Annotated in this window: 20 protein-coding genes and 1 other RNA gene; 18 read left to right on the forward strand and 3 right to left on the reverse strand. The window is 38.6% G+C overall.

All coding sequences use genetic code 11. The features are described from left to right. Positions 1-13 precede the first annotated feature (13 nt). The 6 genes from eno (at position 14) to ssrA (ending at position 6,359) form a co-directional block, all read left to right on the forward strand. Positions 14-1,312, forward strand: a complete 1,299-nt coding sequence (eno, locus tag BLR86_RS11230) for a phosphopyruvate hydratase (RefSeq protein ID WP_090761380.1) — start codon at positions 14-16, stop codon at positions 1,310-1,312. Positions 1,313-1,609: 297 nt separating this feature from the next. Then, positions 1,610-1,843, forward strand: coding sequence for a preprotein translocase subunit SecG (secG, locus tag BLR86_RS11235; RefSeq protein WP_090761382.1), 234 nt, complete (start codon positions 1,610-1,612; stop codon positions 1,841-1,843). 138 nt (positions 1,844-1,981) lie between these two features. Then, positions 1,982-2,728 (forward strand): alpha/beta hydrolase, encoded by a 747-nt coding sequence (locus tag BLR86_RS11240; RefSeq protein ID WP_090761384.1) that lies wholly within the window; start codon positions 1,982-1,984, stop codon positions 2,726-2,728. A gap of 20 nt (positions 2,729-2,748) precedes the next feature. Beyond that, complete coding sequence (gene rnr, locus BLR86_RS11245; protein ID WP_090761387.1) at positions 2,749-5,094, forward strand: ribonuclease R; 2,346 nt, start codon at positions 2,749-2,751, stop codon at positions 5,092-5,094. Between the two features lie 307 nt (positions 5,095-5,401). Beyond that, positions 5,402-5,869, forward strand: coding sequence for an SsrA-binding protein SmpB (smpB, locus tag BLR86_RS11250; protein ID WP_090761389.1), 468 nt, complete (start codon positions 5,402-5,404; stop codon positions 5,867-5,869). Positions 5,870-6,022: 153 nt separating this feature from the next. Next, positions 6,023-6,359, forward strand: a transfer-messenger RNA (tmRNA) gene (gene ssrA / locus BLR86_RS11255). A gap of 506 nt (positions 6,360-6,865) precedes the next feature. Here ssrA and BLR86_RS11260 read toward each other — a convergent pair. Next, complete coding sequence (locus BLR86_RS11260) at positions 6,866-7,564, reverse strand: spore coat protein (protein ID WP_175492868.1); 699 nt, start codon at positions 7,562-7,564, stop codon at positions 6,866-6,868. A gap of 168 nt (positions 7,565-7,732) precedes the next feature. Between BLR86_RS11260 and BLR86_RS11265 the strand changes: the two genes are divergently transcribed. From BLR86_RS11265 to BLR86_RS11275, 3 genes are read left to right on the forward strand one after another with little or no spacing between them, the layout of a single operon-like run. Then, positions 7,733-8,302: an IMEF encapsulin system ferritin-like cargo protein gene (locus BLR86_RS11265; RefSeq protein ID WP_090761391.1), complete on the forward strand. Its 570-nt coding sequence runs from the start codon at positions 7,733-7,735 to the stop codon at positions 8,300-8,302. 19 nt (positions 8,303-8,321) lie between these two features. Beyond that, the gene (locus BLR86_RS11270; protein WP_090761393.1) at positions 8,322-9,170 is read left to right on the forward strand and encodes a family 1 encapsulin nanocompartment shell protein; all 849 of its coding nucleotides are present in this window, start codon (positions 8,322-8,324) and stop codon (positions 9,168-9,170) included. Continuing rightward, positions 9,170-9,538: a 2Fe-2S iron-sulfur cluster-binding protein gene (locus tag BLR86_RS11275; RefSeq protein WP_090761395.1), complete on the forward strand. Its 369-nt coding sequence runs from the start codon at positions 9,170-9,172 to the stop codon at positions 9,536-9,538. The genes BLR86_RS11270 and BLR86_RS11275 overlap by 1 nt, the downstream gene beginning before the upstream one ends. Positions 9,539-10,061: 523 nt before the next feature. Here the strand turns inward: BLR86_RS11275 and BLR86_RS11280 are convergent. Continuing rightward, positions 10,062-10,526: a hypothetical protein gene (locus BLR86_RS11280; RefSeq protein WP_090761397.1), complete on the reverse strand. Its 465-nt coding sequence runs from the start codon at positions 10,524-10,526 to the stop codon at positions 10,062-10,064. A gap of 331 nt (positions 10,527-10,857) precedes the next feature. On the opposite strand from BLR86_RS11280, the gene BLR86_RS11285 reads away from it, so the two are divergent. From BLR86_RS11285 to BLR86_RS11295, 3 genes are all read left to right on the forward strand, one after another. Next, complete coding sequence (locus BLR86_RS11285) at positions 10,858-11,859, forward strand: AI-2E family transporter (RefSeq protein ID WP_254782305.1); 1,002 nt, start codon at positions 10,858-10,860, stop codon at positions 11,857-11,859. A 12-nt stretch (positions 11,860-11,871) separates the two neighbouring features. Continuing rightward, positions 11,872-12,105: a group-specific protein gene (locus BLR86_RS11290; protein ID WP_090761401.1), complete on the forward strand. Its 234-nt coding sequence runs from the start codon at positions 11,872-11,874 to the stop codon at positions 12,103-12,105. Positions 12,106-12,305: 200 nt separating this feature from the next. After that, complete coding sequence (locus tag BLR86_RS11295) at positions 12,306-13,286, forward strand: cation diffusion facilitator family transporter (RefSeq protein ID WP_090761403.1); 981 nt, start codon at positions 12,306-12,308, stop codon at positions 13,284-13,286. Between the two features lie 269 nt (positions 13,287-13,555). Here the strand turns inward: BLR86_RS11295 and BLR86_RS11300 are convergent, their stop codons facing one another. After that, on the reverse strand, positions 13,556-14,068 hold the full coding sequence (locus BLR86_RS11300; protein WP_090761405.1) for an acyl-CoA thioesterase: 513 nt from the start codon (positions 14,066-14,068) through the stop codon (positions 13,556-13,558). A 153-nt stretch (positions 14,069-14,221) separates the two neighbouring features. Between BLR86_RS11300 and nadE the strand changes: the two genes are divergently transcribed. The 6 genes from nadE (at position 14,222) to BLR86_RS11330 (ending at position 19,493) form a co-directional block, all read left to right on the forward strand. Then, a complete protein-coding gene (gene nadE / locus BLR86_RS11305; RefSeq protein ID WP_090761407.1) occupies positions 14,222-15,040 on the forward strand; it encodes an ammonia-dependent NAD(+) synthetase in 819 nt (272 codons plus the stop codon). A 137-nt stretch (positions 15,041-15,177) separates the two neighbouring features. After that, a complete protein-coding gene (locus BLR86_RS11310; RefSeq protein ID WP_090761409.1) occupies positions 15,178-16,380 on the forward strand; it encodes an MASE3 domain-containing protein in 1,203 nt (400 codons plus the stop codon). Between the two features lie 181 nt (positions 16,381-16,561). Then, positions 16,562-17,404 (forward strand): amino acid ABC transporter substrate-binding protein, encoded by an 843-nt coding sequence (locus BLR86_RS11315; RefSeq protein ID WP_090761411.1) that lies wholly within the window; start codon positions 16,562-16,564, stop codon positions 17,402-17,404. Continuing rightward, entirely contained in the window at positions 17,391-18,086 is a 696-nt protein-coding gene (locus tag BLR86_RS11320; RefSeq protein ID WP_090761413.1) for an amino acid ABC transporter permease, read from the forward strand. The genes BLR86_RS11315 and BLR86_RS11320 overlap by 14 nt, the downstream gene beginning before the upstream one ends. Positions 18,087-18,104: 18 nt before the next feature. After that, positions 18,105-18,839 (forward strand): amino acid ABC transporter ATP-binding protein, encoded by a 735-nt coding sequence (locus BLR86_RS11325; protein WP_090761415.1) that lies wholly within the window; start codon positions 18,105-18,107, stop codon positions 18,837-18,839. Positions 18,840-18,959: 120 nt separating this feature from the next. Beyond that, positions 18,960-19,493 (forward strand): NfeD family membrane protein, encoded by a 534-nt coding sequence (locus tag BLR86_RS11330; RefSeq protein WP_090761417.1) that lies wholly within the window; start codon positions 18,960-18,962, stop codon positions 19,491-19,493. Positions 19,494-19,503: the final 10 nt, after the last annotated feature.

Here is a 19,503-nt window from a genome sequence, read left to right on the forward strand (position 1 = left end):
GGAGAGAAATTAAATGCCATTTATTGTAGACGTATATGCAAGAGAAGTATTAGATTCCCGCGGTAACCCAACAGTTGAAGTTGAAGTTTTTACTGAGTCAGGCGCATTTGGCCGTGCACTAGTTCCAAGCGGTGCTTCAACTGGTGAGTATGAAGCAGTAGAACTTCGCGATGGGGATAAAGAACGTTACCTTGGTAAAGGTGTATTGAAAGCAGTAGACAACGTAAACGAAATTATTGCTCCACATCTTGTTGGGGAAGAATTTAGTGTATTAGATCAAGTTTCTGTCGACCATGCTCTAATTGAGCTTGATGGTACTGAAAACAAAGGTAAATTAGGTGCGAATGCGATTTTAGGTGTTTCTATGGCTGTAGCTCACGCTGCTGCAAACTACTTAGATGTACCTTTATATCAATACCTTGGTGGATTCAACGCGAAGCAGCTTCCTGTTCCAATGATGAACATTGTAAACGGCGGCGAGCATGCGGATAACAACGTTGATATTCAAGAATTCATGGTTATGCCTGTAGGAGCTCCTAACTTCAGAGAAGCCCTTCGTATGGGTGCTGAAATTTTCCACAGCTTAAAATCAGTTCTTAAAGAAAAAGGACTTAACACAGCTGTTGGGGATGAAGGCGGATTTGCTCCAAACCTAGGCTCTAACGAAGAAGCACTTCAAACCATTGTTCTAGCAATTGAAAAAGCTGGTTACAAGCCTGGCGAAGAAATATTCTTGGCAATGGACGCTGCATCTTCTGAGTTTTATAACAAAGAAGATGGAAAATACCATCTTGCTGGAGAAGGCGTTGTTAAAACTTCTGCTGAAATGGTTGATTGGTACGAGGATATGGCTACTAAATATCCAATCATCTCTATCGAAGACGGTTTAGATGAAAACGATTGGGAAGGTCACAAGCTTCTAACTGAGCGTCTTGGTAAAAAAGTTCAATTAGTTGGGGATGACCTATTCGTTACAAATACGAAGAAGCTTTCTGAAGGTATTGAAAAAGGAATTGGTAACTCAATCCTTATCAAAGTTAACCAAATCGGTACATTAACTGAAACTTTTGATGCTATCGAAATGGCGAAGCGTGCTGGCTACACAGCTGTTATCTCTCACCGTTCTGGTGAAACAGAAGATAATACGATCGCTGACATCGCTGTTGCGACAAATGCAGGTCAAATCAAAACAGGTGCACCATCACGTACAGACCGTGTTGCAAAATACAACCAATTACTTCGCATTGAAGACCAATTAGGTGAAACAGCACAATACAACGGATTAAAATCTTTCTATAACCTAAGAAAATAATCACCATAAGCTAAGGCACTCATGGACGCATGAGTGCTTTTTCATGGCTGCAGTGACCGACGAGCATCCAGAAAAGGCATTTGTGTCAATGCAGGGGTGCTGGAGTGACCGAAGAGCATTCGGAAGAGGCATTTGGGTCAATGCAGAGGTGCTGAAGTGACCCAAACATAATATAAAAAGGTAACTGGATCACTACGATTTCCTGAATCCTGACACAAAGTCTGGTATTGTTAAATGGCCAATAATATGGTAAATTAAAAATACTGTGAAATGTACGAACTACAGGAGGTAGCTTACATGCATGCATTTTTGGTTACATTATTAGTAATCGTTAGTATTGGACTTATTCTAGTTGTTTTATTGCAATCGGGTAAAAGTGCTGGATTATCTGGTGCCATTTCAGGTGGAGCAGAAACCTTATTTGGTAAACAAAAAGCACGTGGACTTGACTTGATTCTACACCGTATTACAGTTGTGTTAGCAGTTCTTTTCATTATTCTTGCTGTCTTAGTTGCATACTTCGAAGTTTAATAAAGAATGCTCAAAAACCTGGCTTAATAGTCAGGTTTTTTTATTGAATAAAATTATTGAAGGCTTTTTTCTGGAATGTTAGCCCCTTGTTTGCTTAAACTAAGATAATGGATTTTATTGATCAAAGGAGTTTTTATTATGAAAATAGCTGTGCCAAAACCCTTTATGTTTAGAGGAGGAAAACGTGCAGTTTTATTACTTCACGGATTCACTGGTAATTCAGCCGATGTTCGGATGTTAGGACGCTTTTTAGAAAAAAGGGGATATACCTGTCATGCGCCCCACTACAAAGGGCACGGAGTTCCGCCAGAGGAATTAGTGCAGACGGGTCCAGATGATTGGTGGCAGGATGTCATAAATGGCTACAATTACTTGAAAAATCAAGGATATGAAGAAATTGCAGTAGGTGGGCTTTCCCTCGGTGGCGTATTTTCCCTAAAATTGGGTTACACTGTACCTATAAAAGGCATTGTACCAATGTGTGCACCCATGTACATAAAAAGTGAAGAAGTCATGTATCAAGGAATTCTCGAGTATGCCCGTGAATATAAGGTGCGGGAAGGAAAAAACGAAGAACGAATCGAAATAGAAATGAATGAGTTTAGGAAAACACCGATGACAACCTTGAAGGCGCTGCAAGCACTGATTTCAGATGTCCGTGACCATGTTGACATGATCTATGCACCAACATTCGTGGTTCAAGCTCGCAATGACAAAATGATAAACACAGAAAGTGCAAACATCATATACAGTGAAGTGGAGTCAGTCTTAAAAGAAATTAAATGGTACGAAGAATCAGGACATGTGATCACGTTAGATAAAGAGCGTGATCAGCTTCATGAAGATATTTACGCCTTTTTAGAAAAATTAGAATGGCAAAATTAATCCTTTAAGGAGGGATTTTATTGGAAGATAATATACAACTGCATGTTGACAAGCTTTTACAATATATGAAGGACGAGGCTTACAAACCGTTAACCGTCCAGGAATTAGAAGCAGCATTTGGAATCACCGATTCGAGTGATTTTAAAGAATTTGTGAAAGCACTCGTTCAAATGGAAGAAAAAGGGTTAGTCGTGCGGACACGCAGCAACCGCTACGGCTTACCGCAAAAAATGAACCTCATTCGAGGAAAATTAACAGGACATGCCAAAGGATTCGCATTTGTGATTCCAGATGAGCCGGGAATGGATGATATTTTCATTCCGCCGAATGAAACCAATACCGCGATGCACGGAGATACCGTACTTGCCCGCATTTCATCCGAAAGCTCTGGTCAGCGCAGAGAAGGCAGCATTATCCGCATTCTAGAGCGCGGAGTTCAGCAAATTGTTGGTACCTATGTAGAGAGCAAAAGCTTTGGCTTTGTTATTCCAGATGATAAAAAGTTTGCGAGTGATATTTTTATCCCAAAATCTGCCTCTAAGGGAGCGGTTGAAGGTCATAAAGTAGTCGTTAAATTAATCACCTACCCAGAAGGCCGGAAAAGTGCTGAAGGAGAAGTTATTACGGTTCTTGGGCATAAAAATGACCCTGGTGTTGATATTCTCTCTGTAATTCATAAGCATGGTCTGCCGATGTCTTTCCCAGATGAAGTTTTAAAGCAGGCAAATGAGACACCTGAAACGATTGAGGAAAGCGAATTGGTAAATCGCCGCGATTTAAGGAATGAAACGATTGTCACGATCGACGGAGCCGACGCAAAAGACCTTGATGATGCCGTTACGGTTACGAAGCTTGAGAATGGAAATTATAAACTTGGCGTACATATTGCAGATGTCAGCTATTATGTAAAAGAAGGAACGCCAATCGACCTAGAGGCAGAAGAAAGGGCAACAAGTGTTTATTTAGTAGACAGGGTTATCCCGATGATTCCACATCGGTTATCAAATGGAATCTGTTCACTAAATCCAAGAGTTGACCGTTTAGTATTATCATGTGATATGGAAATAAACCCAGAAGGCGTAGTTGTGAATCATGAAATTTTTCAAAGTGTGATTAAAACTACCGAGAGAATGACCTATTTCGATGTAAATAAGATATTAGTGGATAAAGATGAAGAAACACGTTCGCGGTATGAATCTCTTGTTCCGATGTTTGAACAAATGGAGGAACTGGCGCAAATTTTGCGTGAGAAACGAATGAAACGTGGGGCAATTGACTTTGATTTTAAAGAATCAAAGGTGTTAGTGGATGAAGAAAGTAAACCATTAGATGTTGTGCTCCGTGAACGTTCGGTGGCGGAAAAATTAATTGAAGAATTTATGCTGGCAGCTAATGAAACGGTAGCAGAGCACTTTCACTGGATGGAAGTACCGTTCATTTACCGTATCCATGAGGATCCAAAGGAAGACAAGCTGAGGAGGTTCTTCGAGTTTATCACCAACTTTGGTTATATTGTCAAAGGAACGGCGAATGATGTTCATCCACGGGCCCTTCAGGAAATTATTGAAGAGGTAAAAGGAAAGCCGGAAGAGATGGTTATTTCGACAGTTATGTTACGGTCGATGCAGCAGGCAAAATATGATCCGGAAAGTCTTGGACACTTTGGATTATCGACAGAGTTTTATACTCATTTCACCTCGCCAATTCGCCGGTATCCTGACACGATTGTTCATCGCTTGATCCGGACGTATTTAATCGAAGGAAAACTTGATGAGACGACTAGGGAGAAATGGAATGCCAGATTGCCTGAAATTGCTCAGCATTCATCAAAAATGGAACGTCGTTCAGTTGATGCCGAGCGTGAAACGGATGAGCTAAAGAAAGCTGAATACATGGAGGACAAGATTGGTGTTGAGTATGATGGTATTATTAGCTCGGTGACCAATTTTGGGATGTTTGTCGAGCTGCCAAATACGATTGAAGGTCTTGTTCATGTTAGCTATATGACCGATGATTACTATCGCTTTGACGAGCGTCATTTCGCAATGATTGGCGAGCGGACAGGGAATGTGTTCCGAATTGGCGATGAAATCACCGTCAGAGTCGTCAAAGTCAATAAGGACGAACGCTCTATCGACTTTGAAATCGTCGGAATGAAAGGCACCCGTAGAGAACGAACCGAGACGACGAAGGTATTTAAAACTGGCAGCGATACGAAAAAGCCGCGCCGCAATAAGCCGGATGGCCGCAGTGGAGGTCAGAAGTCAGAAGGATCTGGTCAGGGTTCGGGAACAAGAAAGAAAAAGAAGTTTTACGATAATGTTCCTAAAAACAAAAGCACTAAGCGGAAAAATAAAAAGAGATAATATTTTATTCGTTTCGGCCTTTATAGTGCCCGTAACTCCGGATTGTATGGAGTTTCGGTCACTATAGGGGCTTTATAATGCCCGTAATCCAGACTCGCGAGGGGTTAGGGTAACTATAGGAGCTCTATAGTGCCCGTAAACCGGATTCGGGAGGGGTTAGGGTAACTATAGAAGCTCTATAGTTGCCGTACTCCAAGTTTAGGCGGGTCTTCGGGCACTATAAATGTAGAGTTGATTACTTGTTCCTGCTTTCAATTGTTATGACGGCATTTTTCTGCTAAAATTAACCCATAACGAGGTGAGAGACATGCCAAAAGGTATAGGGAAAGTGGTTGCGCAAAATAAAAAGGCATACCATGATTACTTTATTGAAGAGACATACGAAGCTGGTATTGTGCTACAAGGAACAGAAATCAAATCAATACGTGCCGGCAAAGTGAATTTAAAGGATTCCTATGCAAGAATCCATAATGGTGAAATGCATTTATTAAATATGCATGTGAGCCCATATGAGCAAGGAAATCGCTATAATCACGATCCATTGAGACAAAGAAAGCTTTTGCTCCATAAGCGGGAAATTAATAAGCTTTTTGGAGAAACAAGAGAAGCCGGTTATGCGCTAATCCCTTTAAAGATTTATTTAAAAAATGGCTTTGCTAAGGTTTTATTAGGGTTAGCAAAGGGTAAAAAGAATTTTGATAAACGTGAAGTTTTGAAGCAAAAAGAAGCTAAGCGTGACATTGAGCGTGCATTTCGTGAACGTCAAAAGATGTAGTGACAAAAAATTACAATTGAAAAATCTGTTCAGTGTGTTATAATAAGGTTGTCGCTAAGAAGCGATGAGAAACTTTTGCTCAAACTATTGTTGAGCATCCTAACGCTTGCTAAAATCTTTAAGTAGATTTAGCACATTTTATAATGGGGGCGCTACGGATTCGACAGGGGTAGTTCGAGCTTGGGTTGCGAGTCGAGGGGATCGGCCTCGTTAAAACGTCAACGCCTATAACTGGCAAAACTAACAACAACCTAGCTTTCGCAGCTTAATAACTGCATAGCTGTTCGCCCCTCCATCGCCTATGTGGTAGGGTAGCGGACTCACTCTTAGTAGGCTACGCCGGAGTCCACCGTCTGAGGGCGAAGGAAGAGAACAACCAGACTAGCTGACCGGACGCCTGTCGATAGGCAGAAGGATTAGCGAAGCGCCAATATGTCGACTACACTCGTAGAAGCTTAAGTGCCGATATCTTTGGACGCGGGTTCGATTAGTAACTTAGTCGCCTTATGTGGTAACACATAAGTGAAAATTCGGCTTTATCGGTGAAACCTACGTCGCTTAAATGCGATAGGGCAATGCCGAGCGGTATGTGGAGTAATCCAACAGCCGTGTATCGACTTATAGGCTGCCATTTCCAAATGGTAGTACTAGGATGCGAAATCTTGCCTCATGAAGGTAAAAATTATATTTCGCATAATACGCCGGAGGACCTGTTCTTATGCAGGTTCAAGATATAGTCAGTGCCATGACGAAAGCATGGAAACGCACGTCCCGCCGTCTCCACCAAATACATATTTGGTGGTTTTTATTTATCTTCTTATTGGGAATATATTTTTAGGTTAACAAATCTTTTTCAAAGTTGAATTTTTTCGTATTCTTTATGGGTATGTGGATTGAAAACATAAGGTGGATAACAAGATCAGTAGAGATGCTGGTCTTTTTTATTTGCCAAAAAAGCTATCCTTCTTTCGAAAAAAGAAGAATAGCTTTTTGTTTTTAATGAGGTAGTTTGTTATTCATGTTGTTCATGTTCATATTGTTATTTGGCATTTGCATTTGGCCCATATTTTGTCCCATTGGCATTCCTTGTGCCGTTGCGAATGCATTTGTGTAATGGTTCATGTCTGCCTCAGCTAGCTGTGGCACTTGATAGTAATGATGTTTATTTTGATAAATGGAAAGTTCATAACCCATTTCAATGCAATTTGGTATCGAATCAGCAAGCACACGGCGCACAACTGGATTCGTTGTCTCAAGTGCAGCCATCGTTTTCATGGAAGCGCCTGATTTACAAGATGCCAGCAAACAGCTTGAAATGTATTCATCATTAATCTCAGACACGGATTGCCAAGGTTTCTTTGGCTGGGCAGGCTTCATCCCATAAATAAAATCGTTGCCCTGCTTCATTTCATACCTTGATGTAGGATGGGAAGGATTTTGTCCTGTCTTGAAGCACTCGACAGTGATGTTGTACTCGTCCTGCATAAATTTATATTGGTGATCCAGGATGTCTAGTAATTCTGGGTCTTTCACATGTTGACGCACTAACATGTACGAATTCAATGTACCAATTACTGCCCCTAAAACTTCATTTAAGTCAATAACCTCATGCCCGCCATGATTTAGCTGTGGCGGGACATTTCCTGTATGCATGTTTTGGTGCATTTGTCCTTGTTGACCCTGCTGGTTTTGCATCATCTATTTTTCCTCCTTATGGTGTGATAATAGCCATTGTTATTATGTTTCAATCGACCGGAGTTATTCATAAAACCAATCTGTTCAAAAGATTGTCATGCAAGGTTTTAGAAAAGAAATTAACCGTCAATAATGACGGGGAGTGAGTAGTAATAGGAGGTGTTGGAATTGCAGGAAGAGCTGAAAGTTTTTTATCATATTTTTACAACAACTAAGGACGCGATTGAAAAATTCATGAATATGCTAGACCCGGTCATACAAAATGCTACAGATGAACATGAGCGACTGTATTATCACCATATATATGAAGAAGAAGAACAAAGACTATCCCGCTTAGTTGTACTTATACCGCTCATTAGTAAATTTCAACAAGTAAATGACGAGAAAGACTTTTCTCCCACAAACAATGAATTTAATCGACTTTTACAGGAGTTGAATCTTGAAAAATTCGGTTTACATAATTTCGTCGAACATCTAGATTTAGCCCTGTTCCGCTTTAAAGACGCAGAGCGAAGTAGTTTATTAAATAGCCTAAGGGAAGTTTCCTATAAGGATTATCAACAGGTAAAACAAATGCTAATCGAAATTAACAGTCGATTTGATACCAATTATGTGGACCCGCATGCGCATCACGATGAACATCATGATCATTTAGACAGAACAACCACCCCAACCATGGATACACACTTCGCTCCATCGAAACAGAAAAAAGGGTTTACGGTTGGAAGCCTAATTTAAGAAAAGAGAGGATAGACAAATGAACAAAACACAATTATACCCGGATGCTCCGTTATCAAATCAAGAATTTGCTCAATTGGACCAAACTGTCATTGATAACGCACGGAGGCAATTGGTAGGTCGGCGCTTTATTGAATTGTATGGCCCCCTGGGACGAGGTGTACAAAGTATTTTTAATGACATTTTTTCAGAGAATTTAGAAGCTAAAATGGATTTTCAAGGGTCATTTGATTACGATATTGAATCGAGTAAACGGGTAAACTATACGATTCCAATGCTTTATAAGGATTTTGTATTATATTGGCGTGACCTAGAGCAGGCCAAGGTTTTAGATATTCCGATTGATTTTTCGCCTGCTGCAAATGCGGCACGTGATGTGGCGATTTTAGAGGACCAAATGATTTTTCACGGTGCTAGGGAATTTGACATCCCAGGTTTAATGAATGTACCAGGAAGAATCACGCATTTGATTGGTGAGTGGTTCGAGTCAGGAAATGCCTTTCAAGATATTGTCGATGCAAGAAATAAGCTGCTGGAGATGAATCATAATGGTCCCTTCGCACTTGTCTTATCGCCACAGCTGTATTCGCTGATTCATCGTGTCCATCGTGATACCAATGTATTAGAAATTGAACATATCCGTGAATTGGTAACCGATGGGGTATTCCAATCACCAGTTTTAAAAGGGAAATCAGGTGTGCTGGTGAATACGGGTCGAAATAATTTAGATTTGGCAGTATCCGAGGATTTTGAGACAGCTTACTTGGGGGAGGAAGGATTGAACCACCCTTTCCGTGTTTTTGAAACAGTGGTTTTACGAATTAAGCGCCCATCAGCCATCTGCACGCTAGAATCAATAGGGGACTAATGAATAATCGAGTATTCACAGTTGGCTCCCTTATACCAGGAAGGCTGATGGCAAAACCAGCTTCGATACCTGATCGAACAGAAAAACCACAACATGCTGAAGCTGAAAAATCTCATCAAGTTGGGATTATTGTTGAGCAAAATGGTAGCAGATTCGAAATTCAACCTGTAAAAGGAAAGTTGCTGGATGCTGCCCTTAGTCAAGGAAAGGCAATCCAGCATAAATGTCGCAAAGGTACTTGCGGCCAGTGCACAGTTAAGGTAATAAAAGGTCATGGGCTATCTGATCCAAACGAGCTGGAGCAGAAAAGGTTAAAAAGTGAAGTAGCAACCGGATATCGCTTGGCCTGCCAGGCAGAAATCCGATAAATAAAGTAGAAGTCCTTGAACTCGCCATAGCAATGGTGAGTTTCTTTATAAAAAATAAATAAACCATATTTCACTTACTTATGATATGGTTCACAGTAATTCATCTTGAAATAAAACGTCTTACCTATACTCGATTAACCGGCAAGAGTAAAATAAGCGGAGATTTTCCGGTTAATTACAAAATGGAGCTCATTTCGGGGGATATAAGCGGAGGTTTTCCGCTTATGTAATGCAAAATCACCAATAATTTGTATTTTTTAAGTCAATAGGCGGAATCACTCCGTTTATTTAGCCCCTTTTTATTAAAAGTTTCAAATTAAGCGGAGTTTTTCCGCCTATTTCTTAGCCAGAAGCTTAACCTAAACCCCCCAATCGATAAATGCGGAACCTCTTGATTCTAGTGCGATAATCAGCAGTCTTTATTGACAAATCACCTTAATATACAAAAAAAAACGTCTGCTAATGCATACGTCAATCCTTGAGTCTTTTAAATTTTTTACTTGATGAGCATCTCTCGTTTTTCCTATGCCAACTTTATTATTTTTTCTTCAACAGGGAATGGAAGTGAGATATTGTGCTTTTGTAATTCATTCACACTGATATCCTGAACAAGTCTTAGAGCTTCTTTTTTAAACGTTTTAGTGACGAATCCAGCATTCACTTCACAAAGCTTTTGTAAGTATTGCAATGTATCACGGACCAACATTTGTTTAATATAAGTGTTAGTAAGCTGGCAGATTAATTTATGCTCTAATCCTTTTATGACCGCAATTTGGTCGACATGTGCAATAATATTTTGTCCTTCTCCATCAATAAAACCAACCGATACATACTGTCCTTTTGAGAAATCAACATTAGTAAACACCGGGTTTAAATAGGTTTCACCCGAAGATAGACGAATCGAATCTGCTTCTGCGGCACCGCCAATTTTTCGTTGATTTGCAATAACCGTGTGAATATCCTTTAACCCAAATAGCATGTTAAACATATGGATGATCCCCCATTTCCGAAGATGTCTATATTGGTCATTCTATAGATAATGAGAATCATTGTCAATAAGATTCAGATGCTAAATATGACGGATTTATGAAAAAATCATATGAAATTATTGTGAATTTTGAAATCGTTCATGCTAATACTTTACATTGTTCAGTTGAATTCCTGTCTAATTGCTAGACTTTTCCTTCCAGATCTAAAGGTCGGTGTAGGAATCTTTTTAAAAAAGATTCGGACTTAAAAGTAACATTCCGGTACTTATTTGTTATAATAAATTTATTACATAGTTTTTCAGGACACAATAATGGGGCATGGTAATTAATATGATAAATAAACTATTTCAAAGTAGCGGTTTTAAGAGAATTTCAATCTTTGTCTTACTTGCATTAGTTCTATATGCATTAAAAGATATGATTAACTTGATTTTATTTACGTTTATTTTTACTTTTTTAATGGATCGATTGGTCATCTTCTTGTCTCATAAAATTCCAATTAACCGAAAGATTCTTGTTATTGCTTCCTATTCCACCATTGTAGGTCTTCTCTCCTACGGTCTTGTTAAATATCTACCAATGATTGTTGGTGAAATAGCTGCATTAATTAAGCAAATAACTGCCTTCTACACAAAAAAACATGACAATATCATTTTAAATTACTTAGTTAGCCGACTTGAGGAAATACAAGTATCAAGTTATTTGGAAAGAGGTTTTACCTTTGTAATTTCCTATTTCACAAATATTAGTTCATTTAGCTTGCAAATACTTATTGCACTTCTAATGAGCCTGTTCTTCTTATTAGAAAAACCTCGTTTAATTGAATTTACGAGAAAATTCAAAACGAGTAAGATTGCATCTATTTACGCAGAAATAGAGTTTTTCTCAACAAAATTTGCGGGTACATTCGGTAAAGTAATTGAAGCACAATTAATTATTGCTGTCGTAAACTGTTTACTTACAACCATCGCCCTTTGGATATTTGGATTTCCACAGCTTGGCGGACTTTCCATTATGATCTTTTTCTTAGGATTGATACCAGTTGCGGGTGTAATTATTTCCCTTATTCCACTTGTCATCATCGGCTATAGCATTGGGGGAATGATGACTGTACTTTATGTATTTATCGCCATTATGATTATCCATGCAATCGAAGCCTATATTTTAAATCCAAATTTGATGTCTTCCAAAACAAATTTGCCAGTTTTCTATACGTTTCTAGTATTAATTTTTTCTGAACACTTTTTTGGTGTTTGGGGTTTAATCATTGGTATTCCAGTCTTTGTCTTTATATTAGATGTATTAGAGGTTACTGATCATCAGAAAGTTTAGAGGTGACTATTTATGAGCGAATGCAAATTAAATCATTCACAGGAAGATGTTAAAAATAAATTTGAATCACAAGCAGCCTTTCTTCCAGAAGACATGATGCCTTTATTTAAACAATTTTTCACCGAAGAACATACCCAGGACCTATTAAATGAAGTTTTTCATCTCTTAAAGAAATATGATTTAGCTTCAGAAGATGAAAGAAATGCGAGAAATAACAGGTTATTTTTAGTCTTAAAAAATGTATAAAAACCAAAACCTCCGAAAATCTTTCGGGGGTTTTTTTTAGCAAATTTTCCATCCGGAGTTGGTAAAATTACCTTTACCGACTTTTCTCTTTAAAGGGAAAAAACTCTATCGTATTCAAAAAATTAATGATAGACTATTTTCATGAAAATTGCGTTTTTAGAAAAAGATAACTAAAAATGCTGTGAGAAAGAAGGAGTACCATGGGAGAATTATTTCGTTTATTAAAAAAAGGTAATAAGTCAGCCATGATTGCTGCGATTGTCAATACCATCATTGCTATCGCTAAAGGTGTGGCATTTATGTTTACAGGAAATGTCGCTATGTTTGCCGAAACCATGCATAGTCTTGGCGATGCAGCTAACCAATTTTTTGTTTTCATTGGCTCTGCATTAAGTAAAAAGTCACCAACAAACCGATTTCCAAATGGCTTTGGCCGATTGGTTAACTTAGTTTTACTAGGAGCTGTATTAATCGTTGGAATTATGGCGTATGAAACCATCAAAGAAGGCTATCATCACATTCTTCACCCAACTAAATCTGGTGGATTCCTAATTAATGTAGGAGTGCTTACGTTTGCACTTATCCTTGAGCTCTTCGTACTTTATAAAGCAATGAAGGAAGTAATGCATGAAGCCGGAGAAGAGGCAATGGGGCTCAGTGTTATCTTCAAAAGTTTTGGCCATTTAGGAAGAGCGAAGCCAGCAACAAAGTTGGTATTCATGGAAGACTTAGTTGCATCAAGTGGTGGCTTACTGGCAATTATCGCGGTTGTAATCTCTCACTTTACCGGCATCCTATGGGTTGAGGGTGCTGCTTCTATCCTAATTGGATTATTGATGTTTTTTGTTGTCGGCAGGGTCTTTTTGGATAATGCTGCCGGTGTTCTTGGAAGAGCAGACGAGGAGATGGAGGAGAAAATAGGCCAATTAGTGATGGCTGACCCAGATGTAAAGGATATCCAAGACCTCGCTGTTATAAAAGAGGGAGAAGATTTACATGTGGAATTGGAGATTGAAATCGATCCAAGCCTAACGATTGCAGCTGCAGATGATATAAAGGACCGCTTGCAGGAAAAAATAATGGCCGAAAAAGGTGTAGTGGATGTAACGATTGAATTTGATGAAGAGGACGGAATCAGCACGTGGAAGCCAGGGGAGCCTAAAGAATCGACCAAAAAATAAAGGCAGGCTGCATAGCAGTCTGCCTATCTACAAAGTAAAGCTAGCTGAACTTAGATTACTGTCTAGCTCCAGCGCCCTAGCGGCTAGTGTCCTTCGCTCTCCGCTCTACGATAAGTCAACATCGAATCGCCTCCGGCTCTTCGTGTTTCCTTTATCTCAGTTGGAGCGCTCCACAAGGAACGCTTCGGCAGCATAGGCTTCGCACGAAGAAAAAGCGGTAGATTTTTCGAGGAGGCCATACGCCGCTGACCAGGGCGCTTGCGCTTTTCTTATTCCCAAGGTTTATTAGTTGTAAAATAACTTGCTAGTTCCTTGCTGTTTTTTCGATGTTCCTTGCGTTTCTCAGCTCTTATTTTCCCTGTTTCAAAGAGCTTTTTTTCCTCTTCCGTTTCAGGGATAATCGATGGAACTTTTGCTGGCTTTCCGTGTTCATCTAGAGCAACAAAGGTTAAGAACGCAGTTGCGGCTATTTTTCGATTGCCTGTTATTAGGTTCTCTGCAATCACTTTGACAAAAACCTCTATTGAACTCGTCCCTGTCCAGGTGACAAAGGATTCAAAGCATACGGAGTCATTCGGGGTAATGGGGCTAAGAAAGTCAACGGAGTCAGTGGAGGCAGTTACACACTCCCTTCTTGAAAGGCGAACTGCCGAAATGGAAGCAAGCATATCCATATCGCTCATTAATCTTCCCCCGAATAGAGTATTGTGGTTGTTAACATCATTTGGGAAAATTCTGCTTGTTCTTACAACTCTAGTTTCATTACACGTTTTTGAGTCCATACGTCTCCTCCAAAAGTAAAGATGAATTATTTTTTGCTCCAATCGTATTCTATACTCATTTGATTAAAATAAAAAGAGTCCCGAATGGAAGCTAATGTTTTTCAATTATGATAAATTACTTATAAGAATACATAGAATGGAGGTTCAAAGGCAATGATGCAAAATGAAATTCAACAAAGATTACATGTAAAATCTGAAATAAATCCTAATGCAGAAATACGAAATCGAATTGACTTTTTAAAAAATTACTTGTTAAAAACGAAAGCAAAAGGATATGTCCTTGGGATTAGCGGAGGTCAAGATTCATCACTAGCTGGCCGTCTTACTCAGCTTGCTGTGAAAGAGTTGAGAGCGGAAGGGCACGAGGCATTATTTATAGCTGTCCGACTCCCATATGGAGTCCAACAGGATGAATCAGATGCTCAGCTTGCTTTAGATTTCATCCAAGCAGACCAAGAGTTTAGTTTTAACATCAAAGCTGCTGTTGATGCTGTTCAAACAGAATATAATTCAGTTTCGAAAAAAGAACCATTAAGTGATTATCATAAAGGAAATGTAAAGGCACGGATGCGGATGATTGCTCAATATGCCTTTGGTGGGATGGAAGGTCTGCTCGTCATTGGTACAGATCATGCAGCGGAGGCGGTAACAGGCTTTTACACTAAGTATGGGGATGGCGGTGCAGACGTATTGCCATTGACCGGTTTAACAAAACGACAAGGGAAAGCTTTGTTAAAAGAACTTGGGGCAGATGAAAAGCTTTATTTAAAGGTCCCAACTGCAGACCTGCTAGATGTCAAACCGGGCCAGGCAGACGAAACAGAATTAGGGATTTCTTATGATGATATTGATGACTACCTAGAAGGAAAACCTGTTTCAAAAGAAATTTCAGAAAAAATTGAACAACGTTACTTGGTTACTGAACATAAACGTCAACAACCAGCATCGATGTTTGACACATGGTGGAAGTAAAGGAGGGGAGGCATTCTCTCTTTTTTTTTTATTTTATAAAAATTCATAAAGTTGATATAATTTGACCGATTATTTTTCTACGATGGTTTTATAATTATACTTAATCAAATCATTGTTAAAATAAGGATGTGGAAAATATGAAATCAAATATGACGGAAACAAAGTTTCTCGTCTATTCCGTTAGTGCGATTGCTCTCTTGGTGATGGTTCGTATGTTCCTGTCACAGATTAATAATATTTATAATCCTAATAATTATGTTGGAATACATTCGTTTTTAGAAATTATCTGCATATCCATTTCTATAACGATCTTTCTATATGGAATAAAACATTACAGTACTACTAAATCAGCCCGTTTGCTTCTTTTGGCTTTTACCTTTTTTACTATAGCAGTTATTGATATCTTCCATACCCTATCCTACAATGGAATGCCTTTTTTTATTACTCCCAGCTCTGTCCAAAAAGCAACCTGGTTTTGGGTTACCGCCAGAGTTATTCAATCCATTCTTATGTTATCACTAATCCTGTTGCCTGACCGGCAGTTAAAAAGAGATTATCGCTTTATGGCAGTTGCATTAGGGGTAATCGTATCATTCAGCATTGGATATATTATCGTTTCTTTTCAAACAAATCTTCCATTACTTGTAGTTGAAGGAAAAGGAACAACTCTATTAAAAAATAGTATGGAGTACGTAGTAAGTTTTATTTTATTTATTTCTCTGATGGTTTCGCTTTATCATTATTATTTGGATAAAAAGGAAGACAAGTTAACCTTTGCGTTAGCATTTGTCTTTCTGCTCTTAACAGAATTAATCTTTACCATTTATCAAAGTGTCTTTGACCTCGATAACTTTCTTGGACATATTTTTAAAGTATACGGGTTTTACTTTATCTTAAAAGGCTTTTATTTTTCCGAATCCGATGCTAAATCTGTCAAATTAAACGAACAACAGACTATGTCCGACCATCCAGGATTATTTTTTAGATTGAAGAAGCAGGGGAACCAGTTTATTTGTACATATATAGAAGGAGAGTTGTTAAAGGCAATCCACTATTCACCTGATGAACTGACTGGAAGGCCGATATCAGAAATTCTTCCTGCATATGATGCTTCCATGAATGATTATTGCTATTTATCAAAGAAACTTAAAGAAGCTGTCACCTTTGAAATGGTATTTCAGGAAAGGTTTTTAATCATTTCCATTAAGCCGTCGGTTGACGAATTAAACGAAGATGTCATACTAGGAACGGCGATGGATATGACAGGAGTTTTCCCTCGAAGGTTCAATCCTAAGCAAATGAATCATGCAGAAAATAAAAATGTTAAAATAGTAATGTAATCACCTCTTGAGGATTACCTTACTATTTTTTTGTTTATATAGCGTTAAGAGGTACATTTTAGTTAAAAGAAAGGGAATAATAAAGTTGTGTAAATTTCATATTTTTCCTTTACAGCAATAAAAGATTATATTAAGATAGTTTAATCCGAGAAAAACAATCAGAATTAGGAGGTTTACTGTAATGAAGAAAATAAACAAATTAACTGTGATGTTTGTCCTTTTACTCAGCTTCATGCTGATTTTATCTGCATGTGGAAAAGATGAAAAGGCAAAAGAGGGTAAAAAGGATAATAATAAGACAGCTGAAAAGGCTGATAAACAAGATTTGTTAGCAAAGATTAAGGATGATGGAAAACTTCTAATCGGGACTGAGGGTACATATAAACCATTTACTTTTCATGATGAAAGCGGCAATCTTACCGGATTTGATGTAGAAATTGCGACTGAAGTTGCTAAACGCTTAGGGGTAAAACCAGAATTTAAGGAAACCCAATGGGATGCTATCTTTGCAGGACTTGATGCAAAGCGTTTTGATATGATTGCAAATCAGGTTGGCATCCGCCCTGACCGTCAGGAAAAATACGATTTTTCCGATCCGTATATCACTTCAGCGGCTGTCTTGATTACACACAAGGATAATGATAAGGTTAAGGCTTTTGAAGATATTAAAGGATTAAATTCAGCTCAATCCTTAACAAGTAATTACGGTGATATGGCCAAGAAGTTTGGTGCAAATCTTGTTGGTGTCGAAGGATTTACACAGGCAGTAGAACTGCTTGCATCCAAACGTGTTGATGTAACAATTAATGATAGGATTACCGTTTTAGACTATACGAAGCAAAAGCCTGATGCACCGATTAAAATTGTTGATACAAGTGAAGAGGCTTCTGTTAGCGGCTTAATGTTTAGGAAAGATAGTGATACGCTAGTCGCCGGGGTTAATAAAGCATTAACTGAAATGATTAAGGATGGAACCTATACAAAAATCTCTGAGAAATGGTTTGGTGTAGATGTACTTAAATAGTATTTTGGCTGACCCAGAGAGAATGGCCCGATTAATTGACATTGCTCAAAGTTCCTTTCTGCCCCTTCTGAAAGGGGCTATTTTTTATACGATACCATTAACCATCATTACGTTTATCATTGGTATCATTTTAGCTATACTCACTGCCTTAGCTCGGATATCACATGTGAAGATCCTTCAAATCATTGCACGGGTTTATGTTTCAGTGATTCGAGGAACTCCTTTACTGGTACAATTATTTATCATTTTTTATGGATTGCCAACCGTTGGGATTATTATCAATTCCTATTTTTCAGCTGTAATCGGTTTTTCTCTAAGTGTTGGTGCATATGCTTCTGAAATTATTCGAGCAGCGATCCTTTCAACGCCGAAAGGGCAGTGGGAAGCTGGTTATTCGATTGGAATGAGCTATTCACAAGTGTTAAGAAGAATTATCCTGCCTCAAGCGGCTAGAGTTTCTATCCCGCCATTATCTAATTCGTTTATCAGTCTGGTAAAAGATACATCACTTGCTTCGCTTGTGCTGGTAACAGAAATGTTTCGAAAAGCCCAAGAAATTGCTGCCAGCAACTATGAATTCTTATTGGTGTATTCAGAAGCTGCCCTCATATATTGGGTCATTTGTCTTATCCTTTCCATCATACAGCAGATGATGGAAAAAAAACTGGACCGTTATGTATAGGAGAAGGGAGTGGATAAGATGATTTCAATAAAAGGATTATATAAGCAGTTTGGTAAATTAGAGGTCTTAAAAGGTATTGACTTAGAAGTCGGGAAGGGAAAAGTAGTGGTTGTCATTGGTCCATCAGGTTCAGGGAAAACGACCATGCTCCGCTGTTTGAATGTATTGGAAATACCAACCAAAGGTGTTATTTCCCTTGAGGACAATACTCTGGATTTTTCACATCATGTATCGAAAAAGGATATTGCCGCTTTTCGGCGGTTAACAGGAATGGTGTTTCAAAGCTATAATTTATTCCCCCATAAAACAGCCCTTGAAAATGTGATGGAAGGTCCAGTTGTGGTTAAAAATGAAAAGAAAGACATTGCACGAAAAAAGGCTCAAGCTTTGTTAGATAAGGTTGGCCTTGGTGATAAACTTAACTATTATCCAGCACAGCTTTCTGGCGGTCAGCAGCAACGAGTTGGAATTGCCAGGGCATTAGCAATGGAGCCAAAGGTTATGCTGTTTGACGAACCAACCTCTGCACTTGATCCAGAGCTTGTGGGTGAAGTTTTAAAGGTGATGAAGGACCTTGCCAATGAAGGAATGACGATGATTGTCGTCACTCACGAAATGCGCTTCGCAAGAGAGGCAGCCGATGAAGTTATTTTTATGGACCAGGGTGTGGTGGTCGAAAGAAACAAGCCAGAAAATATCTTCACCAATCCAAAAGAAGAACGGACAAGAAAGTTTTTAAATATGATTCAGTAAGTGCTATGGCAAATGTCATAGCATTTTTTATATTATTCAGGTAAAATTTTATTAGAAAGTGAAACTTTTTCAATATTCAACCGTATTAAAGTTAAATACATATTGAAAGGAGTAGTGCCAATGGAATTATTCAATCTGCCAATAGAAACAATCTATTTGTATGGATTAATTGGTTCAGGTATTTTGACCATTTTGTATGTGTTTTTTGCAGATGTTGCTCATTTTGACGGGCCAGATTATCTAAATCCTGTCATCATCTTAGCATTTGTTACGATTTTTTCGGCAAGCGGGTATTTATTCGAAAAAATCACCTCGCTTCATTATTTACTAATCATTGGAATTTCAGCTCTACTAGCTATTATTCTTGTTACTTTTTTAAATGTATTTGTTCTCATTCCATTGTCGAATGCAGAAGAGTCTTTGGTGTATAAAGAATCTGATTTACGAGGCAGAATCGGGTCCGTGATTACGGCGATTCCTGCAGATGGATATGGTGAAGTTTTGATTGAAAGTATTAGCGGCAGGATTGCAAAACCAGCAATAAGCTTTGATCATGTTCCAATTGACAATGGCACAAATGTGCTTGTTGTTGATATAAAAGATGGGGTGCTTCATGTGTCTTCCCATCAAGAAGTAGAGACATATTTAATATAGGGAGGTTGGC

Source organism: Bacillus sp. OK048, from assembly GCF_900103525.1.
Taxonomy (GTDB): Bacteria; Bacillota; Bacilli; order Bacillales; family Cytobacillaceae; genus Neobacillus.